At 51.5% G+C, this 23,359-nt stretch carries 18 protein-coding genes and 2 tRNA genes; 15 read left to right on the plus strand and 5 right to left on the minus strand.

Features of this window, described 5'->3' with window-relative positions; genetic code table 11:
- Positions 1 to 6: 6 nt before the first annotated feature.
- The 3 genes from H4O27_RS08540 to H4O27_RS08550 form a co-directional block, all read right to left on the minus strand.
- Positions 7 to 543, minus strand: a complete 537-nt coding sequence (locus H4O27_RS08540) for an ACP-like domain-containing protein (RefSeq protein ID WP_165007402.1) — start codon at positions 541 to 543, stop codon at positions 7 to 9.
- Between the two features lie 428 nt (positions 544 to 971).
- Positions 972 to 1,046 (minus strand) — tRNA-Glu (locus tag H4O27_RS08545).
- 20 nt (positions 1,047 to 1,066) lie between these two features.
- Positions 1,067 to 1,143 (minus strand) — tRNA-Arg (locus tag H4O27_RS08550).
- A 119-nt stretch (positions 1,144 to 1,262) separates the two neighbouring features.
- Here H4O27_RS08550 and H4O27_RS08555 point away from each other — a divergent pair.
- The 10 genes from H4O27_RS08555 to H4O27_RS08600 all read left to right on the plus strand — a co-directional run bounded on the left by H4O27_RS08555 (position 1,263) and on the right by H4O27_RS08600 (position 16,150).
- Positions 1,263 to 2,654 (plus strand): 3'-5' exonuclease family protein, encoded by a 1,392-nt coding sequence (locus tag H4O27_RS08555; protein ID WP_165007404.1) that lies wholly within the window; start codon positions 1,263 to 1,265, stop codon positions 2,652 to 2,654.
- A 186-nt stretch (positions 2,655 to 2,840) separates the two neighbouring features.
- Positions 2,841 to 3,632, plus strand: a complete 792-nt coding sequence (locus H4O27_RS08560; protein ID WP_165007407.1) for a Cof-type HAD-IIB family hydrolase — start codon at positions 2,841 to 2,843, stop codon at positions 3,630 to 3,632.
- A 377-nt stretch (positions 3,633 to 4,009) separates the two neighbouring features.
- Positions 4,010 to 7,681 carry a nitrate reductase subunit alpha gene (locus H4O27_RS08565; RefSeq protein WP_165007410.1) on the plus strand — a complete coding sequence of 1,224 codons (3,672 nt, stop codon included), beginning with the start codon at positions 4,010 to 4,012 and terminating at the stop codon, positions 7,679 to 7,681.
- A 132-nt stretch (positions 7,682 to 7,813) separates the two neighbouring features.
- Positions 7,814 to 9,370, plus strand: a complete 1,557-nt coding sequence (gene narH / locus H4O27_RS08570) for a nitrate reductase subunit beta (RefSeq protein WP_165007414.1) — start codon at positions 7,814 to 7,816, stop codon at positions 9,368 to 9,370.
- Positions 9,370 to 10,029, plus strand: coding sequence for a nitrate reductase molybdenum cofactor assembly chaperone (gene narJ, locus H4O27_RS08575; protein WP_371865574.1), 660 nt, complete (start codon positions 9,370 to 9,372; stop codon positions 10,027 to 10,029). The genes narH and narJ overlap by 1 nt, the downstream gene beginning before the upstream one ends.
- A gap of 13 nt (positions 10,030 to 10,042) precedes the next feature.
- Entirely contained in the window at positions 10,043 to 10,726 is a 684-nt protein-coding gene (gene narI, locus H4O27_RS08580; protein ID WP_165007417.1) for a respiratory nitrate reductase subunit gamma, read from the plus strand.
- Positions 10,727 to 10,823: 97 nt separating this feature from the next.
- Positions 10,824 to 12,047, plus strand: coding sequence for an MFS transporter (locus H4O27_RS08585; protein ID WP_165007420.1), 1,224 nt, complete (start codon positions 10,824 to 10,826; stop codon positions 12,045 to 12,047).
- A 72-nt stretch (positions 12,048 to 12,119) separates the two neighbouring features.
- On the plus strand, positions 12,120 to 13,502 hold the full coding sequence (locus H4O27_RS08590) for a NarK family nitrate/nitrite MFS transporter (RefSeq protein WP_165007423.1): 1,383 nt from the start codon (positions 12,120 to 12,122) through the stop codon (positions 13,500 to 13,502).
- A gap of 84 nt (positions 13,503 to 13,586) precedes the next feature.
- Entirely contained in the window at positions 13,587 to 15,500 is a 1,914-nt protein-coding gene (locus tag H4O27_RS08595) for a type IV pili methyl-accepting chemotaxis transducer N-terminal domain-containing protein (RefSeq protein ID WP_308806038.1), read from the plus strand.
- Entirely contained in the window at positions 15,497 to 16,150 is a 654-nt protein-coding gene (locus tag H4O27_RS08600; protein ID WP_165007426.1) for a response regulator, read from the plus strand. The genes H4O27_RS08595 and H4O27_RS08600 overlap by 4 nt, the downstream gene beginning before the upstream one ends.
- Before the next feature lie 54 nt (positions 16,151 to 16,204).
- Here the strand turns inward: H4O27_RS08600 and H4O27_RS08605 are convergent, their stop codons facing one another.
- Both H4O27_RS08605 and H4O27_RS08610 read right to left on the minus strand, forming a co-directional pair.
- A complete protein-coding gene (locus H4O27_RS08605; RefSeq protein WP_165007428.1) occupies positions 16,205 to 18,055 on the minus strand; it encodes a lytic transglycosylase domain-containing protein in 1,851 nt (616 codons plus the stop codon).
- 192 nt (positions 18,056 to 18,247) lie between these two features.
- Complete coding sequence (locus tag H4O27_RS08610) at positions 18,248 to 18,844, minus strand: adenine phosphoribosyltransferase (protein ID WP_371864793.1); 597 nt, start codon at positions 18,842 to 18,844, stop codon at positions 18,248 to 18,250.
- A 102-nt stretch (positions 18,845 to 18,946) separates the two neighbouring features.
- Between H4O27_RS08610 and gmk the strand changes: the two genes are divergently transcribed.
- The 5 genes from gmk (at position 18,947) to H4O27_RS08635 (ending at position 23,341) form a co-directional block, all read left to right on the plus strand.
- Positions 18,947 to 19,564 carry a guanylate kinase gene (gmk, locus tag H4O27_RS08615; protein WP_165007434.1) on the plus strand — a complete coding sequence of 206 codons (618 nt, stop codon included), beginning with the start codon at positions 18,947 to 18,949 and terminating at the stop codon, positions 19,562 to 19,564.
- A 53-nt stretch (positions 19,565 to 19,617) separates the two neighbouring features.
- Positions 19,618 to 19,824: a DNA-directed RNA polymerase subunit omega gene (rpoZ, locus tag H4O27_RS08620; protein ID WP_165007437.1), complete on the plus strand. Its 207-nt coding sequence runs from the start codon at positions 19,618 to 19,620 to the stop codon at positions 19,822 to 19,824.
- 203 nt (positions 19,825 to 20,027) lie between these two features.
- Positions 20,028 to 22,184, plus strand: a complete 2,157-nt coding sequence (locus H4O27_RS08625) for a RelA/SpoT family protein (RefSeq protein ID WP_165007440.1) — start codon at positions 20,028 to 20,030, stop codon at positions 22,182 to 22,184.
- A 368-nt stretch (positions 22,185 to 22,552) separates the two neighbouring features.
- On the plus strand, positions 22,553 to 22,765 hold the full coding sequence (rpsU, locus tag H4O27_RS08630; protein ID WP_003680926.1) for a 30S ribosomal protein S21: 213 nt from the start codon (positions 22,553 to 22,555) through the stop codon (positions 22,763 to 22,765).
- Between the two features lie 126 nt (positions 22,766 to 22,891).
- Positions 22,892 to 23,341 (plus strand): GatB/YqeY domain-containing protein, encoded by a 450-nt coding sequence (locus H4O27_RS08635; RefSeq protein WP_165007443.1) that lies wholly within the window; start codon positions 22,892 to 22,894, stop codon positions 23,339 to 23,341.
- Positions 23,342 to 23,359: the final 18 nt, after the last annotated feature.

Here is a 23,359-nt window from a genome sequence, read left to right on the forward strand (position 1 = left end):
AATCGATTATTTTTTCAAACGTGCAGTGGCTGTTTTATCCAATAAACAACCGCGGGTCACGATTTGATCCACCACTTCGGTTTTGCCGTTGACTTGAGTCGTACCGCGAATGGTCAACATATTGCCGTCAACTTTGTCCACGTCGGCTGGCGTTGCTTTCTCAGCAAACCAAGCCACGTTTTCACCCCAGAAAATATTCTGATCGTTCGCGCCGACTACGCGGAACAGATTCGGTGTCAACTCGTTTTTAAAGCGAACTTGCGCTGCCACCAACTGATTGTTTTTCACACCATACATCACGGTTAATTTCTCTCCGCCTTTCGCGCCACATTTATAGGCAACTTCTTTGGTCGCATCGATAGAATCCACTTTAACCGTTTGCGGACCGCTGACAGCTTGCGCTTGTTGCGGCGCCGGCTGAGTTTGTCGGGCTTGGGCCGGTTGTTCGGCAGAGGCAGGTTTGGTACTGCCGGTACTGCTACATGCCGACAAAGCCACAGTAGCCACGATTGCCGAAGCGATCCATTTCAAATTTGCATTCATGTGTTTACTCCTATTCAGTTGGTTCTGATTAATGTACCTATTACCTTAGCAGAGAAAGCCGTATTTGTATTGGATTTGAATGAAAATACCTATGCCTTCCCTCCACAAAACCAATTCGACCAAACATCCCTATATAAATAAAACCGTGAAAACAAGCCTCTAAACCAAGGCTTTACGCACGAAAAACTTAATCAATTTTAGTAAAGACATGGTTTACATATAAATCATTTAACCTTAAGCCGCCTAAATATTCAACCAATCCACCCGGTAAACAACATGACATGAAAATCATGTATGCTTAAGAAAATGATGCCCATGCCGTCTGAAAAATAGAATTGACCGAAACCGGCACAATTCCTATTTTGAAAAATTTGAGAAATACAAAAAATTAAAGCCTTGCTGAAAACAGCAAGGCTTTAATGAAAATCTGGCACGCCCACGGGGAATCGAACCCCGGTTACCGCCGTGAAAGGGCGATGTCCTAACCGCTAGACGATGGGCGCGGAATAAAGGATTTTCCCAATGGCGCACCCGGAGCGATTCGAACGCCCGACCCTCTGGTTCGTAGCCAGATACTCTATCCAACTGAGCTACGGGTGCGCTGTAGGAAAGATAGGGATTATAGGGATACGCTTCACATCTGTCAAGCGTCCGACTGGAAAAAAATCTCAAAAAGTGTAGAATGCGCGTTTATTTGTTGAATTTACAGGAAAAGAAAAATGGCGCACGCTTCGCGTTGGCCGCGGTTGGCTGTTGCTTTTTCCCGCTTGGGTTTGCCGGTGGCGGTGGTAGATTTGGAAACGACCGGCGGCAATCTCTATCAGGACCGTATAACGGAAGTGGCGGTATTGCGTTTTGAAAACGGCCAAGCCAAGCGTTATGAATGGCTGGTCAATCCGCAACAGCCGATTTCGGATTTTATTGCCCGCTTAACCGGCATTGATGATGAGTTGGTCAAAGATGCACCGTTTTTCAGCCAAATTGCCGCCGATTTGCTGCCGCTTTTGCGCGGTACGCTGCTGCTGGCACACAACAGCCGCTTTGATTACACGTTTTTGCGACATGAATTTCGGCGCATAGGCATTGATTTTGCGGCACCGGCTTTGTGCACGGTACAATTGTCGCGCCGTCTGTATCCGCAGTTTCACAAACACAATCTCGACAGCATCATTGAACGTATGGGTATTTCGGTGGGAAACCGCCACCGCGCCATGACCGATGTTTTGGCTTTGGTGGATTTTTTGGAAAAAAGTCTGAAAGAAAAAGGGGAGGAAGACTGGCTCAACCACAGCCGTGTCTTACTGAATCCGAAAATGCTGCCGGCCTGGTTGCCGAACACCTTGGCCGGGCAGCTCTACGCCCTGCCCGACAGCGAAGGCGTGTTGGTCTGGCTGGATAAATACGGCCAAGCGCAAGCGGTGCAATCGCATACACGCGCTTATTTCGAAGTGGCAGCCATGTTGGCCGGCAAAAAAATTCCGAGTTTCGTACAAAGCGCGGCTTCTATCTGCTTTATGCCGGCCATAGGGCCTATGCATGCTTTGTGGTTGAAAGCGCAAGCCATGGTGCAGTTTAATCTCAGGCCGTCTGAAACTGTGCGCACGTTTACCACGGTGCAGTTTTCACCGGACGGACACGGCGTATTGCAGGCGCGATTGGTGCCGATGAGCAACGGCATTCACCTCCATCGCCCTTATGGTTTTTTCCTGCATAAAAAAGGCGCCAAACGCGCTTTGGCCGCATGGGCGCAGGAATACGGCCTTTGTCCGGATTTGCTGAATATCCTACCGGAAACCAACGCCAAAAACGAACCTTGCCCGATTCAGGCCATCGGACAATGCGACGGTTCCTGCCAAGATGCCAACGGCGTACGGCAGCAAAACCGCCGGGTACTCTCGCTCGCACCCTTGCTGCCCGTGGCCGATTGGGGTAGAGCGCACGAAATCGACATTTGCGAAACCGACCAATTATCGGGCCAGACGCTGACTTTCCGATGCACCGCCAATGCCGTCGCCCTGCCCGATGGCCGCTGGTATTTTGACGACACGCTGCCTGCCGTCATCAAAGCGAAATTCAAACAAGGCAAAACCGCCATCAAGATTCTGAATTAAGTTTCAGACGGCCTTGAATGATGGTTTTGAAACAGGCCGTCTGAAAAACGATTGATTTTTCAGACGGCCTTCCCATATCCTGTTTTCTAAAATCAAACCCATCAATCTTTCTGCGCCCATATCGTCAAGCATAACGGGTGTTATACAATAGGCCGTCTGAAACCATATTCTCCACGGCCTTTTGTCATGCAAAATCCTAAAATCGTTTTCTTCGACATCGACGACACTATTTACCGCAAATACACCGATACACTGCGCCCATCCGTCGGTGAAGCTTTGGCCGCCTTGAAACAGCGCGGCATTTTGACCGCCATTGCCACCGGCCGCCCGCCTGTTGCCATTCCGGCCAAGGTCAAAACATTGATTCAGGAAGCGGGCATCGACATGCTGGTGACCATCAATGGCCAATATATTGAGTTCCAAGGGAAAACCTTGCAGCATTATCCGATGGTGGCCGATGAAGCAGCGGCAGCGTGTGCCTTTCTGGCGCAACAAAACATTGCTTATGCGTTTGTAAACAATGCCGAAATCGCTGTTTCTGAAGAAACCGAACGGGTCAAAGATGCCCTGTCGAGAATTGTCTCGTCTTATCAAGTTGATGCCCATTATTACCGTCAGCAACCGGTGTACCAATTATTGGCCTTTTACACACAGGAACGGGATTTGGAAATCGATGCCGCCGTCGGCCAAATGGGTTTCAAAACCGTACGCTGGCATGAAAATGCGGTGGATGTTCTGCGTCGGGAAGGCTCGAAAGCGCGCGGCATCGAACATGCGATTGCGAAACTCGGCATAGACATGAAAGACGTGATGGCCTTCGGCGACAGCTTCAACGATGTGGAAATGATGCAGGCCGTCGGCTTTGGCGTGGCGATGGGCAACGGCGAAGAAAGCGTGAAAGCACTGGCCGGTTATGTCTGCCCGAGCGTAGACGAAGACGGCGTGTTGCGCGGTCTGCAGGATTTGGGCGTGATTTGAGCCTATTTACCGGAACTGCGAATGAACAGGCCGTCTGAAAACACGCTTCTTCCGCCACTACCTACTAAAGTAGGTAGTGGCGTTTTTATTTGCGATTGAACAGAAAATCATCTGCACGCAGGTTTCAGACGGCCTTTTATTGATTTTTCGGTGTTTGGCAAGCTTTTTTGCCATACGTTGCAAAGTTCATGTCCGCTATTCATTTGAAATAACAGACCGATTTGCACAAATTGCTATACCGCCGAAAGTCGGTTTTGGATACCGCTGTTTTATACCCTTTTCTCATGCTTTAAGCGCGTGGCGGTTTTGCATCTCACGATTTATATTGTTAATCGACAATAAAACATCCGGCAATCACTGCCAGCGAGGACACGACCATGAGCCATTTCTTAGACCGATTGAAATTTTTCACCCGAAAGCATGAAGCATTTGCCAACGGCCACGGCGCCGTGACCACAGAAGACCGCAAATGGGAAAACGCCTACCGCAGCCGCTGGGCGCACGACAAAGAAGTACGCTCCACCCACGGTGTGAACTGTACCGGTTCGTGCTCTTGGAAAATTTTTGTGAAAAACGGTTTGATTACTTGGGAAATCCAGCAAACCGACTACCCGCGCACCCGTCCCGATCTGCCTAATCACGAACCGCGAGGCTGCCCGCGCGGCGCATCATACAGCTGGTATGTGTATTCCGCCCAACGCGTGAAATACCCGATGTTGCGCGGCATATTGGCGCAAATGTGGCGCGATGCCCGCCAAACCCTGTCGCCGGTGGAAGCATGGGCATCGATTGTAGAAGACCCTGCCCGCGCCAAAGCTTATAAAACCCAACGCGGCTTGGGCGGGTTCGTACGTTCGACTTGGGACGAAGCCTACGAATTAGTAGCCGCAGCCAATGCCTATACCATCAAAAACTACGGTCCCGACCGTGTCATCGGTTTCTCACCGATTCCGGCAATGTCGATGGTGAGCTATGCCGCCGGTGCGCGTTATCTGGGCTTAATCGGCGGCGTGCCGCTGTCTTTCTACGACTGGTATTGCGACTTACCGCCTGCCAGCCCGCAAACTTGGGGCGAACAAACCGACGTGGCCGAATCGGCCGACTGGTACAACGCCGGCTATCTTTTAGTATGGGGTTCCAACGTGCCGATGACGCGCACGCCCGATGCCCACTTCTACACCGAAGTCCGCTATAAAGGCACCAAAACCGTGGCCGTGTCTTCCGATTACGGCGAAATGGCCAAGTTCGGCGATATCTGGCTGGCACCGAAACAAGGTACTGATGCGGCCTTGGCAATGGCGATGGGCCATGTGATTTTGAAAGAATTCCATCTCGACAAGCCGTCTGAATACTTCCAAGACTATGTCCGCCGCCTGACCGACATGCCGATGCTGGTTCGTCTGAAAGAAGACGGCCAAGGCTTCCGGCCGGAATATTTCCTGCGCGCTTCCGCCCTTGACGGCAATTTCGGCGAACAAGAAAACCCCGACTGGAAAGTATTGGCTTGGGACGAGCTTTCAGACGGCCTGATGGTGCCAAACGGATCGGTCGGCTTCCGCTGGGACGGCAGCCAAAAATGGAATCTGGAAACGCGCGCCCAAGGCCAAGACGTAAAAGCCGCCTTGAGCCTGAAAGAGCGTGCCGATGAAATAGCCGATGTCGGCTTTACCTATTTCGGCAGCGACAACGACGAACTGATTTACCGCAAAGTGCCGGCCAAACGCATTCAATTGGCCGATGGCAGCAGCGCCTTGGTGGCAACCGTATTTGATCTGATGATTGCCAACTACGGCGTCGATCACGGCTTGGACGACCCGAATGCCGCCAAAGATTACAGCGAAGACAAACCGTACACCCCCGCTTGGCAGCAAAAACACACCGGCGTTGATCCGAAGCTGGTGATTCAAGTGGCGCGCGAGTTTGCCCAAAATGCACACGACACCGAAGGCCGCTCGATGGTGATTCTCGGTGCCGGCCTGAACCACTGGTACCACATGGACATGAGCTACCGCGGCATCATCAACATGCTGATGATGTGCGGCACCATCGGCAAATCCGGCGGCGGCTGGTGCCACTACGTCGGCCAAGAAAAGCTGCGGCCGCAATCGGGCTGGACACCGTTGGCCTTCGCACTTGACTGGCACCGCCCGCCACGCCAAATGAACGGTACATCGTTCTTTTATGCCCACACCAGCCAATGGCGGCATGAAAAACTGGGCGTGGACGAAATTCTGGCGCCGGGCTTCAGCGACAGCATGCCGAATATGTCGATGATTGATTACAACGCCAAAGCCGAACGCATGGGCTGGCTGCCTTCTGCGCCGCAACTGACGCAGAACCCGCTCGATGTGGCGGACGCCGCCGAAGCCGCGGGCGCGAATCCGGCCGATTATGTGGTCGGCGGCCTGAAAGACGGCAGCATCGACATGGCCTGTAACGACCCCGACAACCCGAAAAACTTTCCGCGCAACCTGTTTGTGTGGCGTTCGAATATTTTAGGTTCGTCCGGCAAGGGTCACGAATATTTCCTGAAATACCTGCTCGGCACGCAAAACGCAGTCTTGAGCGATGAAGAAGACTGCATCACGCCGTCTGAAATCACTGTACGCCCGGCAGCGGAAGGCAAACTCGATTTGCTGACCTTGCTCGATTTCCGCATGAACACGACTTGTCTTTACGCCGACGTGATTTTCCCGACCGCAACTTGGTATGAAAAAGACGATTTGAACACGTCCGACATGCACCCGTTCATCCACCCACTGACCGAAGCGGTGCAGCCTTTGTGGCAAAGCAAATCCGACTGGGAAATCTACAAAGGCCTGGCGAAAAAATTCAGCGAAATCGCCAAAGACTATCTGGGCGTGCGCAAAGACATCGTGCTGACCCCGCTCATGCACGACAGTCCGCAGGAAATGGGGCAGCCGTTTGACCCGAAAGACTGGAAACACGGCGAATGCGAACCGATTCCGGGCAAAACCATGCCGGCAATGACCGTGGTCGAGCGCGATTATGGTGCGGTGTATGACAAATTCACCTCCATTGGCCCGTTACTGGAAAAAATCAACAACAACGGTAAAGGCCTGGCATGGCAAACCGGCCATGAAGTCGAATTCCTGCGCAAACTCAACGGCACACGCAGCGAAGGCGCAGGCAAAGGCCAGCCGAAACTGGAAACCGCCATCGATGCCGCCGAAATGATTCTGACCTTGGCACCGGAAACCAACGGCCATGTGTCGATGAAAGCTTGGCAGGCTCTGGGCAAAGCCACCGGCCGCGACCACACGCATTTGATTGCAGCGAGCGAGCACACCCAAATCCGTTTCCGCGACATCGTAGCGCAACCGCGCAAAATTGTATCCTCCCCGATTTGGTCGGGCGTGGAAAGCGAAGAAGTCTGCTACAACGCCGGTTATACCAATGTGCACGAACTGATTCCGTGGCGCACCATTACCGGCCGCCAACAGTTCTACCAAGACCACCATTGGATGCGTGCGTTCGGCGAGCATTTGTGCGTATACAAACCGCCGGTGGATTTCAAAACCACGCAAAAACTATTGGGCAAATACCCTAACGGCAATCCGGAAATCACGCTTAATTTCCTGACGCCGCACCAAAAATGGGGTATCCACTCCACCTATTCGGAAAACATCCGTATGCTGACGCTCTCGCGCGGCGGCCCGCATGTTTGGGTATCGGAAATCGATGCCAAGCGCGCCGGTTTGGTGGATAACGACTGGGTAGAAGTGTTCAACGCCAACGGCACCATTGCCTGCCGCGTGGTAGTGAGCCAGCGGATTCCGGAAACCATGATTCTGATGTATCACGCGCAGGAAAAAATCGTACACACGCCTGCGGGCGAAATATCGAAAAAACGCGGCGGCATCCACAATTCCGTGACCCGTACCGTGTTGAAACCGACCCACATGATCGGCGGTTACGCCCAACAAGCTTACGGTTTCAACTACTACGGTACGGTCGGTTCCAACCGCGACGAATGGGTGATTGTACGCAAGATGAACAAAGTGGATTGGATGGACGATCCGGCCTGAGTTCCAGACGGCCTGAAATAAAGCATCAAGGCCGTCTGACAACACTTCCCGCAAGCAGACATACCCATAAAAAATCTTTCAGATGGCCTCTGAAAAAGGCCGTCTGAAACACAAAACACAAGGAACACCATTATGAAAATCCGAGCGCAAATCGGCATGGTTCTGAACCTCGACAAATGTATCGGCTGCCACACCTGCTCCGTGACCTGTAAAAATGTATGGACGGCACGCGACGGCGTCGAATACGCATGGTTCAACAACGTGGAAACCAAGCCCGGTATCGGCTTTCCGAAAAATTGGGAAGACCAGGAAAAATGGAACGGCGGCTGGGTGCGCAAACCCGACGGCAAACTGGTACCGAAACAAGGCGGCAAGCTGAAGATTCTGGCCAATATTTTCGCTAACCCGAACATGCCGCAAATCGACGACTACTACGAGCCGTTCACCTATGACTACGAGCATCTGCAAAATGCGCCGAAAATGAAAACACCGCCGACCGCGCGCCCTGTTTCGGTATTGACCGGCAAAAAAATGGACAAAGTCGAATGGGGGCCGAACTGGGAAGACGACTTGGGCGGCGAATTTGAAAAACGCGCCAAAGACGTATTATTCGAAGGTATTCAAAAAGACATGCACGCCGCATTCGAGCAGACCTTCATGATGTATCTGCCGCGCCTGTGCGAACACTGCCTGAACCCGACCTGCGTGGCATCCTGTCCTTCCGGCAGCATCTACAAGCGCGAAGACGACGGCATCGTGTTGATCGACCAAGATAAATGCCGCGGCTGGCGCATGTGTGTCTCCGGCTGCCCGTACAAAAAAATCTACTACAACTGGACCAGCGGCAAAGCGGAAAAATGCACCTTCTGCTACCCGCGCATCGAAAACGGCCAACCGACCGTGTGCTCGGAAAGCTGCGTCGGCCGTATCCGCTATTTGGGCGTGCTGCTGTATGACGCCGATAAAATCGAACAAGCCGCCTCAGTAGAAAATCCGCAAGATTTGTATGAATCGCAATTGGGCGTGTTCCTGAATCCGAACGATCCTGAAGTGCAACGCCAAGCATTGGAACAAGGCATAAGCCAAAGTTGGCTCGATGCGGCCAAACGCTCGCCTGTGTACAAAATGGCGATGGAATGGAAAATTGCCTTCCCGCTGCACCCCGAATACCGTACGCTGCCGATGGTTTGGTATGTGCCGCCTTTGTCGCCGATTCAATCTGCCATTGAAAACGGTTTGGTCGGCGAAAACGGCATCATTCCGAGCGTGGACGAAATGCGTATTCCGCTGCGTTATCTGGCCAACCTGCTCACCGCGGGCAAAATCGAACCGATTAAAGACGCGCTCGAACGCATGATTGCCATGCGCCGCTTCAAACGCGGCCAAGTGGTGCACGGCGAAACGCTGGAGCAAACCTTAGACGGCACCGGCCTGACCCCTGCGCAAGTGGAAGAAATGTATCAAGTGATGGCGATTGCCAACTATGAAGACCGCTTCGTGATTCCGACCAGCCATAAAGAAATGGTGGAAGAAACCTTCAACGAAAAAGGCTGCGGCTTCACTTTCGGCAACGGTTGTTCGGGCGGCGAAAGTAACGAAAGCCTGTTCGGCAAACGCAAAGCTGCACCGATTGTGTTCCACGGTTTGCGTAAGGACGCCGGGAAAAACCGCGAAGAAGGAGTGCACTGATGAGCAACCCTTTGGTTTACAAGTGGCTTTCGGCCTTGATGTGTTACCCCGAGCAAGCACTGATTGACGCGATGCCCGAGTTTCAGACGGCCTTAAACGAATGGCCTGAATTCAATCCGAAGCGCGAAGCATTACAAGCCTTTTTGGATTATCTGGGCAACACATCTTTGCGCGAACTACAGGAATATTATGTGCTGAATTTCGACCGTAACCGCCATCAGTCGCTGTACCTCTTCGAACATGTCTATGGCGAAGACCGCGATCGCGGCAGTGCAATGGTGGATTTAATCGAGGAATACCGCCGCCACGGCTTTGAGTTGGGCGACGAAGAATTGCCGGATTATCTGCCTGCGGTGTTGGAATTCCTGTCGTTTATTCCCGAAGCAGAAGCGCAAAAAATCCTCGGCGATGCGGTACATGTGATTGCGCATATTGCCGGCAAACTCGAAGCCGCCGGATCGCCTTATGCCGCGCTGCTGCAAGCCGCGGTGACGCTGACGCCGGTCGAGCCGAAAGCCTTAATCGAGCCGCCGGTGCGCGACATGGACGAAGCTATGGAAATGTTCGGCCCCGACATGGCAGGCATTGAGCCTTTACTGAAACCGACCGTCGAAACCGTACGGTTTTACCCCAAGGGCAGCCTTGGCGCTCGCTCTTAAAGGAGGATAAATCATGAATACCTTCAATCAATTTTTCTTCGGCATTTACCCGTACATCTGTCTGGCGGTGTTTTTCTTGGGCAGCTTGGTGCGCTTTGACCGTGAGCAGTATTCGTGGAAAAGCGATTCGAGCCAATTGCTGTTTCACGGCCAATTGCGCTTGGGCAGTATTTTGATGCACGTCGGCATTCTGGCAGTGTTTTTCGGCCATTTGTTCGGCCTGTTGACCCCTTTGTGGTTTTGGGATGCCATCGGCGTGAGCCACGGCGCAAAACAGGTGTTTGCAATGACAATGGGCGGCATATTCGGCGTGATGGCGCTGTTCGGCCTGATTTTGTTGATTCAGCGCCGTTTCAAAATCGACCGCATCAACGCCAACAGCTCTTGGCAGGATAAATTGGTGTTGCTTTGGCTCTTGATTACCTTGGTATTGGGCTTATGCACCATCTTTGTCAGCATGGGCCATCTCGACGGTCATGAAATGGTGAAACTCATGCACTGGGCGCAACACATCGTTACCTTCCGCGGTGGTGCGGCGGCCTATCTGGCAGACGTGAATTTTCTCTTTAAGCTGCATATTTTTATGGGCATGACCTTCTTCTTCATCTTCCCGTTCACCCGCATGGTGCACGTTTGGAGCGGTTTTGCCAGCGTAGCTTATGTCGGACGCGCATGGCAGTTGGTGCGCCGCCGTTAATCCGGCCTTGCAGACGGCCTTTGTATTGCATGAATCCAAGGCCGTCTGAAAGCCGAATCTGAATTTGTATCAAACCATTAAGAAAGGCAGGGGGACAATGGCCTCCGAAACGTATAAACGCTATTCCGTACTGATTACCAGCACCTTCGCATTTACCGTCTGCTTCATGATTTGGATGATGATGGCAGTGGTCGGTATTCCGGTGAAAAAAGAGTTGGGCCTGTCGGAAACCGAATTCGGTATTTTGGCCGCATTGCCCGTGTTATCCGGTTCGCTGATTCGCGTGCCGTTGGGCATTTGGACCGACCGTTACGGCGGCCGCATTGTGATGTTTGTGCTGATGATGCTGAGCGTGCCGGCAATTTTCCTGATGAAATATGCCGATGCCTACTGGCAGTTTCTGATTATCGGCCTGATGATGGGTTTGGCCGGCGGTTCGTTTTCGGTCGGCACGCCTTATGTGGCGCGTTGGTTCCCGAAAGACCGGCAAGGCTTGGCGATGGGCGTGTTCGGCGCGGGTAATGCCGGTGCCGCCGTCAACAAATTCCTCGCCCCTGCGCTTATTGCTTACGGCACATGGCATTTCGTGCCGACCGTTTATGCGGCGGTGATGCTGGGTACGGCGGTTTTGTTTTGGTTCACCAGCTACCACGATCCGAAACATTTGGTGCCTTCCAACACCAGCCTGAAAGAGCAATTGCTGCTGTTGAAAGACCCGGGCGTATTGCGTTACAGCCAATATTATTCGGTGGTATTCGGCGGTTATGTCGGTTTGTCGCTGTGGATGACCAAATACTACATCGATGAATACGGCCTGAGCATTCAGACGGCCGCTTTTCTGGCTGCCTGCTTCTCCCTGCCGGGCGGTGTGTTGCGTGCATTGGGCGGTTATCTTTCCGATAAATACGGCGCATATAAGGTGACTTGGGGCGTGATGTGGGTATTGTGGGTGTGTTTCTTCATCTTGTCTTACCCGCAAACCGAAATGGTGATTCAGACGGCCAACGGCCCGATGAGCATGAGCATAGGCTTGAACGTAACCGTGTTTACCCTGCTGATGTTTGCCGCCGGTATTGCGATGGCGGTAGGTAAAGCATCGGTATTCAAATTCGTGGCCAGTGACTACCCCGACAATATCGGCGCAGTTTCCGGCGCAGTCGGCTTAGCCGGCGGCATGGGCGGCTTCTTACTGCCGATTATGTTCGGCGCGCTTTTGGATTTCACCGGTATCCGCTCGACTGCCTTCATGCTGCTTTACGGTACGGTATGTATTTCGCTGATTTGGATGCACTTCTCATTCAAAGGCAAACGCCACGGATAACCCTTCAAGGCCGTCTGAAATATTTTTCGGTTTCAGACGGCCTGCTTGAAGACCATCACAAGGAGTAATGCGATGTCGCGTTTAATTCAAGACTGGCGGCCGGAAGATTCCGATTTCTGGCAAAACGGCGGCAAGAAAACCGCTTCCCGCAATTTGTGGATTTCCATTCCTGCGCTGATGCTGGCGTTTGCCATTTGGCAGGTGTGGAGCGTGGCGGTGATTAACCTGCCGTCTATCGGTTTTCAATATAATGAAAACCAACTCTTCTGGCTGGCGGCCATGCCGGCTTTGTCGGGCGCAACTTTGCGCATTTTTTATTCGTTTTTAGTGCCGATTTTTGGCGGCCGCCGTTGGACGGCGATTTCCACCGCCAGCCTGCTCTTGCCCGCCATCGGTCTGGGTTTGGCTGTACAAACCCCCGACACCAGCTACACCACCATGCTAATTTTGGCTTTGTTGTGCGGCTTTGGCGGCGGCAATTTCTCGTCCAGCATGGCCAACATCAGTTTCTTCTACCCGAAAGCGGAAAAAGGCACCGCCATGGGCTTGAACGCCGGTTTGGGCAACTTGGGCGTATCGGTGGCGCAGTTTCTCGTACCGCTGGTGATTACCGCCGCATTGTTCGGTAGTTTGGGCGGCGAACCGCAAACTTGGGGCAGAGATGGCGTAACCAAACAAATCTGGCTGCAAAACGCGGGCTTTGTGTGGGTGCCGTTTATTATCTTGTCGGCCATTGCTGCATGGTTCGGCATGAACGATTTGGCCAACGCGAAAGCCGGCTTCAGAGAGCAGGTAGTGATTTTCAAACGCAAACACAACTGGATTATGTGCATCATTTATTTGGGCACTTTCGGCTCATTTTTGGGCTTTGCCGCCGGTTTCCCGTTGTTGACCAAAAGCCAGTTTACCGGCGTTGACCCGGTGAAATATGCCTTTATCGGCCCTTTGGTCGGTGCGCTGGTGCGCCCTTTCGGCGGCTGGTTGTCGGATAAAATCCAAAGCGGCGCAAAAATCACGCAATGGGTATTTGCCGGCATGATTATTGCCGTGTTCGGTGTACTGTTTTTCCTGCCTTCAGACGGCCACGGCGGTAATTTCTGGGGCTTCTTCGCCTGCTTCTTGGCGCTATTTGCACTCACCGGCATCGGCAATGGCTCAACCTTTATGCAAATTCCGATTATCTTTCTGATTCAGCAGCAGCGTTTGGCCGAACAAGGCGTCATCAGCCGCGAGCAAGCTTTAATCAACGCAGGCAAAGAAGGCGCGGCCGTAGCCGGTTTTACCGGTGCGTTCGCAGCTTACGGCGGCTTTTTCATCCCCAAAAGCTACGGCACATCCATCGCACTCACCGGCAGCGTCAACATGGCTTTATACTGCTTTATCGCGTTTTACGTTATCTGCCTGTTGCTCAACTGGTGGTATTACACCCGCGCCCGAGCAGAAGTAAAATGTTAATGCCATGCTGATTTCGGACGTCCTGTGCACAGGGCGTCCGAACCTGTTAATATAGTCGGATTAAGATGTTAAAAAGTTTGTGATTTGAGTATCAATATGCTGCTGCCCCAACGCCTTTCCACCCGTTTGAAACTGTTAACGCTGCTGTGGCTGATTGCCGCCGCAGGTTCAATTGTTTTGACACTGATTTTGTCGTGGCGTTTGGAAGGCGGAGCCGCCGCCATCAACGACACCGGCAGCCTGCGCATGCAAACCTACCGTTTGGGTCTGCTGCTCAACAGCCATGCACAGCAATCCGAAATCGATCACTATATCGAAGATTTTGACCTAACCCTTGCCGACTTAATTAACGGCGTGCCTGAGCGGCCTCTGTTTCTGCCCGACGATGAAGATGTGCAAGCCAATCTGGCTGGCTTGAAACACACTTGGACCAACGACATCAAACCGTGGTTTCAGACTATTTCGGCCGAACGTTTGGCCTTCGACCGCAGCGAAATCCCGCCCTTTATCCAATCCATCGATACCTTGGCTAAGTCGGTTGAAATCGTTAACAACCAATATATCAATAAATTACGCATTTTCCAATTGATGCTGCTGTGCATGGTTTGCATAAGCTCAATGATTATGGTATTCCTGCTTTACCGCTGGATTATCCTGCCGCTCACCCGCCTGCAAAACGGTGTCACGGCGATTCATGATGGGCAATTCGGCAAGCAGGTGCCGATCGAAAACGTGACAGAATTTGCCGAAGTCGATCACGGCTTCAACCAGATGAGTACCCGTCTGCACAACCTTTACCAAAATTTGGAGCAGCAGGTTGCCGATAAAACCCGCGATTTGGCACAAAAAAACCACACCCTGGAAACACTCTATTACTTCAGCCACTTATTAAGCCAAGCGCAGACTGTTGCCGAAGCCGCCGAAGGCTTCTTAAACAAAATCATGAACATGGTTCCCGCTCAAGCAGGCAGCATCCGCCTGATTGATTTCCAGCGCAAACGCATGGATTTGATTGCACATTCTGGTTTGCCCGAAAACCTGCAAACCGCCGAAGCCTGCCGCAAACTGGAAGAATGCAGCTGCGGCCGGGCAGTGAACCAATCCGGCCGTCAAACAGTCAACTTCTACAAAACACCGCCGCAAAATCACGAAGTGGCCGAACCCTTGTGCAGCCAATCGGGTTTTCACTTTTTACGCGTGTTTAAAATCAGCAGCAACGGCGTAGATTTAGGCATGATGACGCTGTATTTCAATCATGCCGGCGCAGACAACGGCGATGATCATTTGCTCGAATCGCTGTGCCAACAATTGGGCATCACCGTGAGTAATTTACGCTTGGGCATCGAAAACCGCCAATTGGCCGTCTTACAAGAGCGCAATCTGATTGCGCAGGGGCTGCACGACAGTATCGCCCAAACGCTGACCTTTTTAAACCTGCAAATCCAAATGCTCGACAAAGCCTTGGAAAAATCCGGTTTGAATCAAGATGCCAAGGTCAATGAAAAGCTGCAATTTATCAAAGAAGGTGTGCAGGAATGCTATGAAGATGTGCGTGAATTACTGTTGAATTTCCGTACCAAAATTACCCATAACGAATTCAATGATGCCGTTGAGCGCTTGATTGCCCGCTTCCGCCAGCAAACGAAAACCGACACCGTCACCGACTGGCAGGACAATGGTCCTCTGCTGACTGCCGAGCAGCAATTGCAGTTTATCTTTATTTTGCAGGAAAGTCTGTCGAATATCCGCAAACACGCACAGGCCACGCAGGTAAATGTTTCGTTTCATAATCAAGAGGATTTCGAGATGAAAATCGAAGACAACGGCTGCGGCTTCGATACTGCCGATTTAAATGATTTTGCCGAAAACGGCCACGTCGGGTTGAATATTATGTATGAACGTGCGCAACGCATCCATGCCGATTTAAACGTGGTATCCCGGCCCGGACAAACCACAATTTCACTGCTACTACCGAAAAAAGAAAGAATTTTAGAATGAGTACAAGCATTGTTTTGATTGATGATCACACACTGTTTCGACGCGGCATCAAATCCGTGTTGGGTGAAGCGGATTTTGAAATCATCGGTGAAGCCGAAGACGGCCTCAGCGGCGTAAAATTAGTTGAACAGGTTCACCCTGATGTCGTATTGTTGGATTTAGACATGCCTGTGATGAACGGCAGAGAAGCGCTTGGACAAATTCTCAGCAGCAACCCGTCGCAAAAAGTGGTCATGCTCACTGTATCGGAAGACAGCGACGATTTGATTGAATGCATGAAGCTGGGGGCACAAGGCTTTTTATTGAAAAACATCGATGCCGATTTTCTTATCAATGCCATCGCCAAGGCCGCCAACGGCGACAGCGTATTTTCTCCTGAAATGACCGCCCATTTGGTGCAGTCACTCATCAATCCGGTGCAGGAAAACACGCCTGATGCCTTAGAATCACTGACCCCGCGTGAATTGGAAACCTTAAAACATCTCGCCATCGGTCATAGCAACAAAGTCATTGCCAAGCATTTGAATTTAGCCGAATCGACCATCAAGGCTTATGTGCAAAGCATCTTGAGAAAGCTCAACTTAAGCAGCCGCGTACAAGCCGCAGTGTATGCGATACAGCATAATTTGGTTTCCAAAGCCGATAAATGATGGCATAAAGGCCGTCCGGACCTTCAGACGGTCTTTGTTTTGAGATTTAAGCCATCAATAACGTGCGGGAATCGTACCCATGCGGTGTTTCAATGAAGTTTGCGGTTCATTAAACAATGATGCATAGTAAGTTGCATTGGTCATGACCTTTTTCACGTAATCGCGTGTTTCGGTAAAGGGAATGGTTTCGGCGTAAATCGCACCCTCCAAAGGTGCGGCAGCCTGCCATCTGCGTGCGCGGCTCGGGCCGGCGTTATAACCGGCAGTCGCCAATACTTCGTTGTTTTGCAGATTGCGACGGGTATCGGCCATGTACCATGTACCCATGCGGATATTACCGTCCATGGTATAGAGTTCGCTGCTGCTCATACCGATTTTACCGGCAATTTCGCGAGCCGTAGCAGGCATTACCTGCATCAAACCTTGCGCACCGGCATATGATTGCGCACCCATGACAAAGCGGCTTTCTTGGCGGATCAGGCCGTACACCCAAGCCGGATCGACGCCGGCTTGGGTAGCGTAACGCACGGTGGTGTCTTTAAACGGCGACAGGTAGCGTAAGTTGTAATTCAATTTGTGCTCGGTGCGGTCGGCGGTATTGATGGCCATATCATAAAATTGGTTGTCATACGCCACTTGTGCTGCAGTAAGCAAGTTGTCTTCGCTGAAGCCGCGCGTAGCATAGCGCCATTCCGCCTGCGCTTGACGACGCATTTTACTGTCGCCGCCGGCTTGGCTGGTTTTGAACAAGGTCAAGGCACGGTTGATGGCACCATCATTGGCCATGCGGCTGACATCGCTGCGGCTGGTTTGACCGACGTTGTTTTTGATATTGATGCGGCGGCCGAGTTCTTCGGTTGCCAACACGGCGTAAAAATTACGGCCGGAAGCGGCGGCTTGTTCATACAACGATTTGGCGCGTGCGCTATTGCCCTGTGCGGCGTAGCTGCGTGCCAACCAATATTGCCAAGTCGGCGATTTTTGCAGTTTGGCCGGCATTTCTTGAATCACGCTCGACAATTCGTTCCAACGTTGCAAACGCAAAGCGGCGCGGGCGTACCATTCGAATTGATCGTCGGTCAATTGTTTACGATCGGCAACGCGGCCGTAGTAGCTCAACGCGGCCGGCATATTTTGGCTATACGCCTGATATTGACCCAATACGCCCCAAGCGAAGCTGCTTTGCGCACGGCTCAAGCTGTCTTCCATTGCCGACAGGCTGGCGGCGGCAGAAGGCGATTTACGCGCATCTTTCCCGATAACCGACAGCAAACGGTATTCTTGCGTACCTTGCGCGCCTGTATCAAACGGACTGCCCAATGATGCAGCCAAATTGCGCGCATCAGTGATTTGATTGTTGCTTAACAAACCGCGCACACGGCGCCATGCTTCATCGGCTTTCAGACGGCCTGAAGCTGCGGCTGCTTCTACCAAACGGGTACAGCCTTGCGGCAGGCGTGCGGTTTCACGCACCAAGTCGGCAGCTTTAGCATAATTGCTGCTGCTCAAATCAGCATAACATTCCACTTCTTGCGAGCGGCCTGCCGCTTCTAATTTTTTGTATTCTTGTTGGAACACTGACCATTGGCCGCGCGCACCCAGGCTTTTCAGCCATTCATTGCGCACGGTTTCCGCCATAGCACTGTTGCCTGCTTGCGCCAGATACTGCTGCGCCCACGCGTCATCACCACGCTTGGCTGCGTCCAATGCACTTTCATATTGGCTGAAATCGGACAAAATTTTCGATTGGCTGTCGGCACGGCGTGACGGAATCGATGCCGGTGATTGGCTCTCTACGCGTGACTCGCGGATCATGGTCGGTTTGCTGCTTTGCGAAGCGCAGGCGGCCAATACGGCCAATGCCATTACGCTCAGCGACAGGGTAAATGTGCGTTGTACGTTCATGTCGTCTTTCTTCTTCAGATCTTCAGGTATGATTTATTATTGCCGGTATGGTTGCAGCATTCTAAATGATTTATGGCAAATATCCGAATTGCAAACTGATATTTACATTTTTTGCCGGACTGAATACCACAATAACAAGGCCGTCTGAAAAGCCATATTGCTTTCAGACGGCCTTTTGCTGATTTATATCGATTACATGCAGCCTTCGTTTTGACACAACGTAAACAACGGTACTCCGGCTTCACGGATTTTCTTACCGCCGGTCAAATCAGTGAATTCCAAAATCGCCGCCGCTTCAATCACCTCGCCACCGAGCTTGCGGATCAATTCCACACCGGCCAACATGGTTCCGCCGGTTGCCACCAAATCATCCACCAGCAACACGCATGCACCTGATTTAATCGCATCAGCGTGGATTTCCACCGTTGCTTCACCGTATTCCAAGGCATAGCTTTGCGACACGGTGTCAAACGGCAATTTGCCTTTTTTACGAATCGGCACAAAACCCACATTCAATTGATAAGCCAAGGCTGCGCCGATGATAAAACCGCGCGCATCCAAGCCGGCCACCACATCGATTTTCTGCCCCATATAGCGGTAAACCAACAAATCCACCAACAGGCGGAAATACTCCGCGCTTTGCAAAACCGGCGTAATATCATGAAATAAAATACCTTTTTTCGGCCAGTTTTCAATTTTGCGGATTTTTTCCGCCAAGGCATCAACGCCCATCACATCAGGATGAATCAACATACTTAATCTTCCGAGATTGAATATTTTTAACGTCATATTGTAACAAATTTATGCTGCCGATGTTGAGACCGCCTGAACATCCAAATCCGGCAAGCATTGTGTTATAATTTCTTGAAAATATCCCACTGGCAAAACATCATGCGACACAACAAAAAAGGCAATATTTTCATCATCTCCGCCGCTTCGGGCACCGGCAAGACCACTTTGGTTTCGCGCCTCGTGAAAAACAACAGCGATTTACGCGTATCGGTTTCCCACACCACCCGCCAGCCGCGCGAAGGCGAACAACACGGCGTACATTATCATTTTGTTCCCAAAGAAGAATTTGAATCCTTAATCGAGCAAAAAGCCTTTTTAGAACACGCCAATGTATTCGGCAATTACTACGGTACCAGTATCGCTGCGGTCAACCAATTGAGCGAGCAAGGTTTCGATGTGATTTTGGAAATCGACGTACAAGGTGCCGAACAAGTGCGCCGTGTGCTGCCGGAATCTATCGGCATCTTCATTCTGCCGCCATCGTTTGACATCTTGGCAGGCCGTCTGAAAGGCCGCGCGACCGATAGCGGAGAAGTCATCGCTACCCGCCTGGCCGAAGCACGTCGCGAAATCGAGCAAGCCTTTGATTTTGATTATATTGTTATCAATGAAGACTTAGATGTTGCCGAAGCCGATTTGCTGCACATCATCAAGTCAGGCCGTCTGAAAAAATCCGCCCAACAAGGTTTTCTCACAAACCTGTTGGAAAATTCTTAAAAAACAGCGAAAATACGCTATCCGATTTATTTTTTTGAAAGAAAGCAAGCAATATGGCACGTATCACCACCGAAGACTGCACCCCGAAAATTCCGAACCACTTCGATTTGACCTTGATTGCCGCCCGCCGCGCGCGCCAATTGGAAAACGGCAACCAACCTTTGGTTGACGACATCCGCAACAACAAACCGACCGTAACCGCCTTGCGCGAAATAGCTGCCGGCCAAATCGGCGTTGAATTGCTGTCCCGCAACAAATAATACACGTGCCGCCACGGAGGCTGACGCACCCATTCAACCGCGCTCTAATGCGCGGTTATTTGCCCACTTAACTTTGACATAACAATATGGCAAGCCATGCGTTTTATTCTGCAGCTGCCTGCCGATAATATTTACCGCTTCTTATAATCACCCGATAGCGCCCCCACCACCAAGTTATCCAACCCGAGAGAGGCCGTCTGAACATGCCCGCACCCCTATCTACCGCCCCCTACGATGCGCTGACAGCCGAAGCCCGAGAATTACTCTTTAAAACGGCATCTTATCTCAGCAAAAAAGAACAAGTACAGCTCGAAAAAGCCGTCGCCTACGCTTTTCGCGCCCATGACGGCCAAACCCGCAAAAGCGGCGAACCTTACATCACCCACCCGATTGCCGTAACCACCCAATTGGCCGTTTGGCACATGGATGTGCAAGGCTTGTGTGCCGGCGTGATGCACGATGTCTTGGAAGACACCGGCGTATCCAAAGTCGAAATGGCGGCGGAATTCGGCGAAACCATTGCCGAAATGGTAGACGGCTTGTCCAAATTGGAAAAACTCAAATTCGAAGACCATGAAGAGCATCAGGCCGAAAGCTTCCGCAAACTGATTCTCGCCATGACCAAAGACGTACGGGTCATCATCATCAAGCTTTCCGACCGCCTGCACAATATGCGCACACTCGGCTCAATGCGCCCGGACAAACGCCGTCGCATCGCCAGAGAAACGCTCGATATCTACGCCCAAATCGCCAACCGCATCGGCTTAAACAATGCCTATCAGGAATTGCAGGATTTATCGTTCCAAAACCTGCATCCAAAGCGCTACGAAACGCTGCAAAAAGCGATGGACAACAGCCGCAAAAACCGCCGCGACGTGGTCGGTAAAGTATTGCGCGCGTTCGGCCACCGCTTGGTTGATGCCAACATCGAAGCCAAAATCAAAGGCCGCGAGAAAAACCTTTACAGCATTCACCAAAAAATGCTGCAAAAAAAACTGCGTTTTGCCGATGTGATGGACATTTACGCCTTCCGCGTCATCGTCAACAGCGTACCGGCCTGTTACGCTGCTTTGGGTGCGTTGCACAATCTCTACAAACCCAAACCCGGCCGTTTTAAAGACTACATCGCCATTCCGAAAAGCAACGGCTACCAAAGCCTGCACACCACGTTGGTCGGCCCTTACGGCTTGCCGATTGAAGTGCAAATCCGCACGCACGAAATGGATGCCGTCGCCGAAGGCGGCGTGGCCGGCCACTGGATTTACAAATCCGGTGAAAACACCATCGACCAAGCCACGCTGCACACCAACCAATGGCTCAAGAGCATTCTCGATTTGCAGGCCAGCAGCGCCAATGCGATCGAATTTTTGGAACATGTCAAAGTCGATTTATTCCCGAACGAAGTCTATATCCTGACCCCGAAAGGCAAAATCCTTACCCTGCCTAAAGGAGCTACCCCGATTGACTTCGCTTATGCCGTGCACACCGACATCGGCCACAAAACCGTTGCCGCACGCATCAACAACACCATGATGCCTTTGCGCACCAAGCTGAAAACCGGCGATTCGGTTGAAATCATCACGTCAGAGCACGCAAAACCGAATCCGGCATGGCTCAATTTCGCCATGTCCAGCCGCGCCCGCAGCGCCATCCGCCAGTACATCAAAACCATGAACCGCCATGATGCGATTGTATTGGGTGAAAACCTGCTGCAAAAAGCCCTGTCCAGCCTGTTACCGAAAGACGTATTGATTTCAGACGGCCTCAAAGAAAAATATTTGAGCGATTTGAGCGACAAAAAAACCTCGTTTGAAGAAGTGTTATACAACGTCGGCATGGGCAATACCCAGCCCGTTTCCGTGGCCATGCACATCGCCGAACTGGCCGGCCAACACTTCGGCAGCGAAGTCAAACTCAGCCCGATCAAAGTCAACGGCCAAGAAACCGGCCGCGTGCATTTGGCCGAGTGTTGTCATCCGGTTGCAGGCGATGCCGTCCGTGCCTTGTTGGTTCAAGGCAAGGGCATGATTATCCACCGCGATACCTGTAACGTGTTACTTAAGTCCGACCCCGAACAGCAACTTGATGCCGATTGGGACAACCTGAACAACCAAAGCTACCGCCTCAGCCTCAACATCCAATCGGAAGACACCCACGGCCTGTTGGCGCAAATGGCGCAGGCCATTTCCAGCTCCGGCGCCGATATTGAATCGGTCAACACCCCGTCGTCCAACCGCGCCGGCAGCGAAGGCTTTGTCGAATTTGGTTTCATCATCAAAGCCAAAGATTTGGCCCAGGTCAAACAAATCATTCACAAGCTGCACGCCATTCCGCATGTGCGTAAAGTGATTCGCGGCTAAGCTTTTGACCTATCATTTAGGCCGTCTGAAAAATTTCAGACGGCCTTTTAAATACCCCCAATATTATCCATTCCAAAATAATACAACGTCTATTAAAATCCCTTACCCAAACTTGACACACAAAAGCAATCTATAAGATAATCACAAAATTGTTTCCGGTCTTTTACATCTTCATACATACGCAAATAAAAGGCCATATCCGGCACCAAGCCGACTTGTTAGGAGGTGATGTTCACATCACGGCGCGTATCCCGCCAGCTTGTTTAAGCACCAGCGATACAGACAAAACCCTATCGATAAAGGCTGTCTGAACCCAACTTAAACTTTTTCAGACTGCTGTAAACTTAAAGAATTTTGAAGGAAATAAAATGCCTGCAATCCGTGTAAAAGAGAATGAACCATTTGAAGTTGCCATGCGTCGTTTCAAACGCGCCGTAGAAAAAACCGGTCTGTTGACTGAACTGCGTGCCCGCGAAGCTTACGAAAAACCAACTACCGAGCGCAAACGCAAAAAAGCTGCTGCCGCCAAACGCTTGCAAAAACGCCTGCGCAGCCAACAACTGCCTCCTAAAATGTATTAATACGGACGCAATCTCCTATTGAGCAAGACACACCGTAAGGCCGAATGCCCTACGGTGTTTTTGCCTTTATAAATCCATTATAATGCCGACATCACCCAGGTCGTCTGCAACCCTACGGAGCCCGTCATGAGCCTGAAAATCCAGCTTACCGAAGACATGAAAACCGCAATGAAAGCCAAAGACCAATTGTCTTTAAGCACCATCCGCCTGATTAATGCCGCTGTCAAACAATACGAAGTCGATGAACGCGTCGAAGCCGATGATGAAAAAGTCATTGCCATTCTGACCAAAATGGTGAAACAACGCAAAGACAGTGCCAAAATCTACGCCGAAGCCGACCGCCACGATTTGGCACAAAAAGAAATCGACGAAATCGAAGTCCTCAACCGCTACCTGCCGCAAATGATGAGCGAAGAAGAAATCAAAACCGCCGTCGATACCGTCATCACCATGACCGGCGCCACCGGCATGGCCGATATGGGCAAAGTCATGGGCGTATTGAAAACCCAGCTTGCCGGCAAAGCCGATATGGGCGAAGTCAATAAAATTCTAAAAGCCGCCCTGACTGCCGAATAAACACCAAAGGCCGTCTGA

The organism is Neisseria yangbaofengii, from assembly GCF_014898075.1.
GTDB lineage: Bacteria > Pseudomonadota > Gammaproteobacteria > Burkholderiales > Neisseriaceae > Neisseria > Neisseria yangbaofengii.

What these genes read in the sequence shown, in the direction of transcription:
- H4O27_RS08585 (WP_165007420.1), top strand. Translation starts at nt 10,824, where the DNA reads ATGGCCTCCGAAACGTATAAACGCTATTCCGTACTGATTACCAGCACC.
- narH (WP_165007414.1), top strand. Translation starts at nt 7,814, where the DNA reads ATGAAAATCCGAGCGCAAATCGGCATGGTTCTGAACCTCGACAAATGT.
- H4O27_RS08590 (WP_165007423.1), top strand. Translation starts at nt 12,120, where the DNA reads ATGTCGCGTTTAATTCAAGACTGGCGGCCGGAAGATTCCGATTTCTGG.
- H4O27_RS08635 (WP_165007443.1), top strand. Translation starts at nt 22,892, where the DNA reads ATGAGCCTGAAAATCCAGCTTACCGAAGACATGAAAACCGCAATGAAA.
- H4O27_RS08605 (WP_165007428.1), bottom strand. Translation starts at nt 18,055, where the DNA reads ATGAACGTACAACGCACATTTACCCTGTCGCTGAGCGTAATGGCATTG.
- H4O27_RS08600 (WP_165007426.1), top strand. Translation starts at nt 15,497, where the DNA reads ATGAGTACAAGCATTGTTTTGATTGATGATCACACACTGTTTCGACGC.
- narI (WP_165007417.1), top strand. Translation starts at nt 10,043, where the DNA reads ATGAATACCTTCAATCAATTTTTCTTCGGCATTTACCCGTACATCTGT.
- H4O27_RS08540 (WP_165007402.1), bottom strand. Translation starts at nt 543, where the DNA reads ATGAATGCAAATTTGAAATGGATCGCTTCGGCAATCGTGGCTACTGTG.
- H4O27_RS08625 (WP_165007440.1), top strand. Translation starts at nt 20,028, where the DNA reads ATGCCCGCACCCCTATCTACCGCCCCCTACGATGCGCTGACAGCCGAA.
- rpoZ (WP_165007437.1), top strand. Translation starts at nt 19,618, where the DNA reads ATGGCACGTATCACCACCGAAGACTGCACCCCGAAAATTCCGAACCAC.
- rpsU (WP_003680926.1), top strand. Translation starts at nt 22,553, where the DNA reads ATGCCTGCAATCCGTGTAAAAGAGAATGAACCATTTGAAGTTGCCATG.
- gmk (WP_165007434.1), top strand. Translation starts at nt 18,947, where the DNA reads ATGCGACACAACAAAAAAGGCAATATTTTCATCATCTCCGCCGCTTCG.
- H4O27_RS08565 (WP_165007410.1), top strand. Translation starts at nt 4,010, where the DNA reads ATGAGCCATTTCTTAGACCGATTGAAATTTTTCACCCGAAAGCATGAA.
- H4O27_RS08555 (WP_165007404.1), top strand. Translation starts at nt 1,263, where the DNA reads ATGGCGCACGCTTCGCGTTGGCCGCGGTTGGCTGTTGCTTTTTCCCGC.
- H4O27_RS08610 (WP_371864793.1), bottom strand. Translation starts at nt 18,844, where the DNA reads ATGACGTTAAAAATATTCAATCTCGGAAGATTAAGTATGTTGATTCAT.
- narJ (WP_371865574.1), top strand. Translation starts at nt 9,370, where the DNA reads ATGAGCAACCCTTTGGTTTACAAGTGGCTTTCGGCCTTGATGTGTTAC.
- H4O27_RS08560 (WP_165007407.1), top strand. Translation starts at nt 2,841, where the DNA reads ATGCAAAATCCTAAAATCGTTTTCTTCGACATCGACGACACTATTTAC.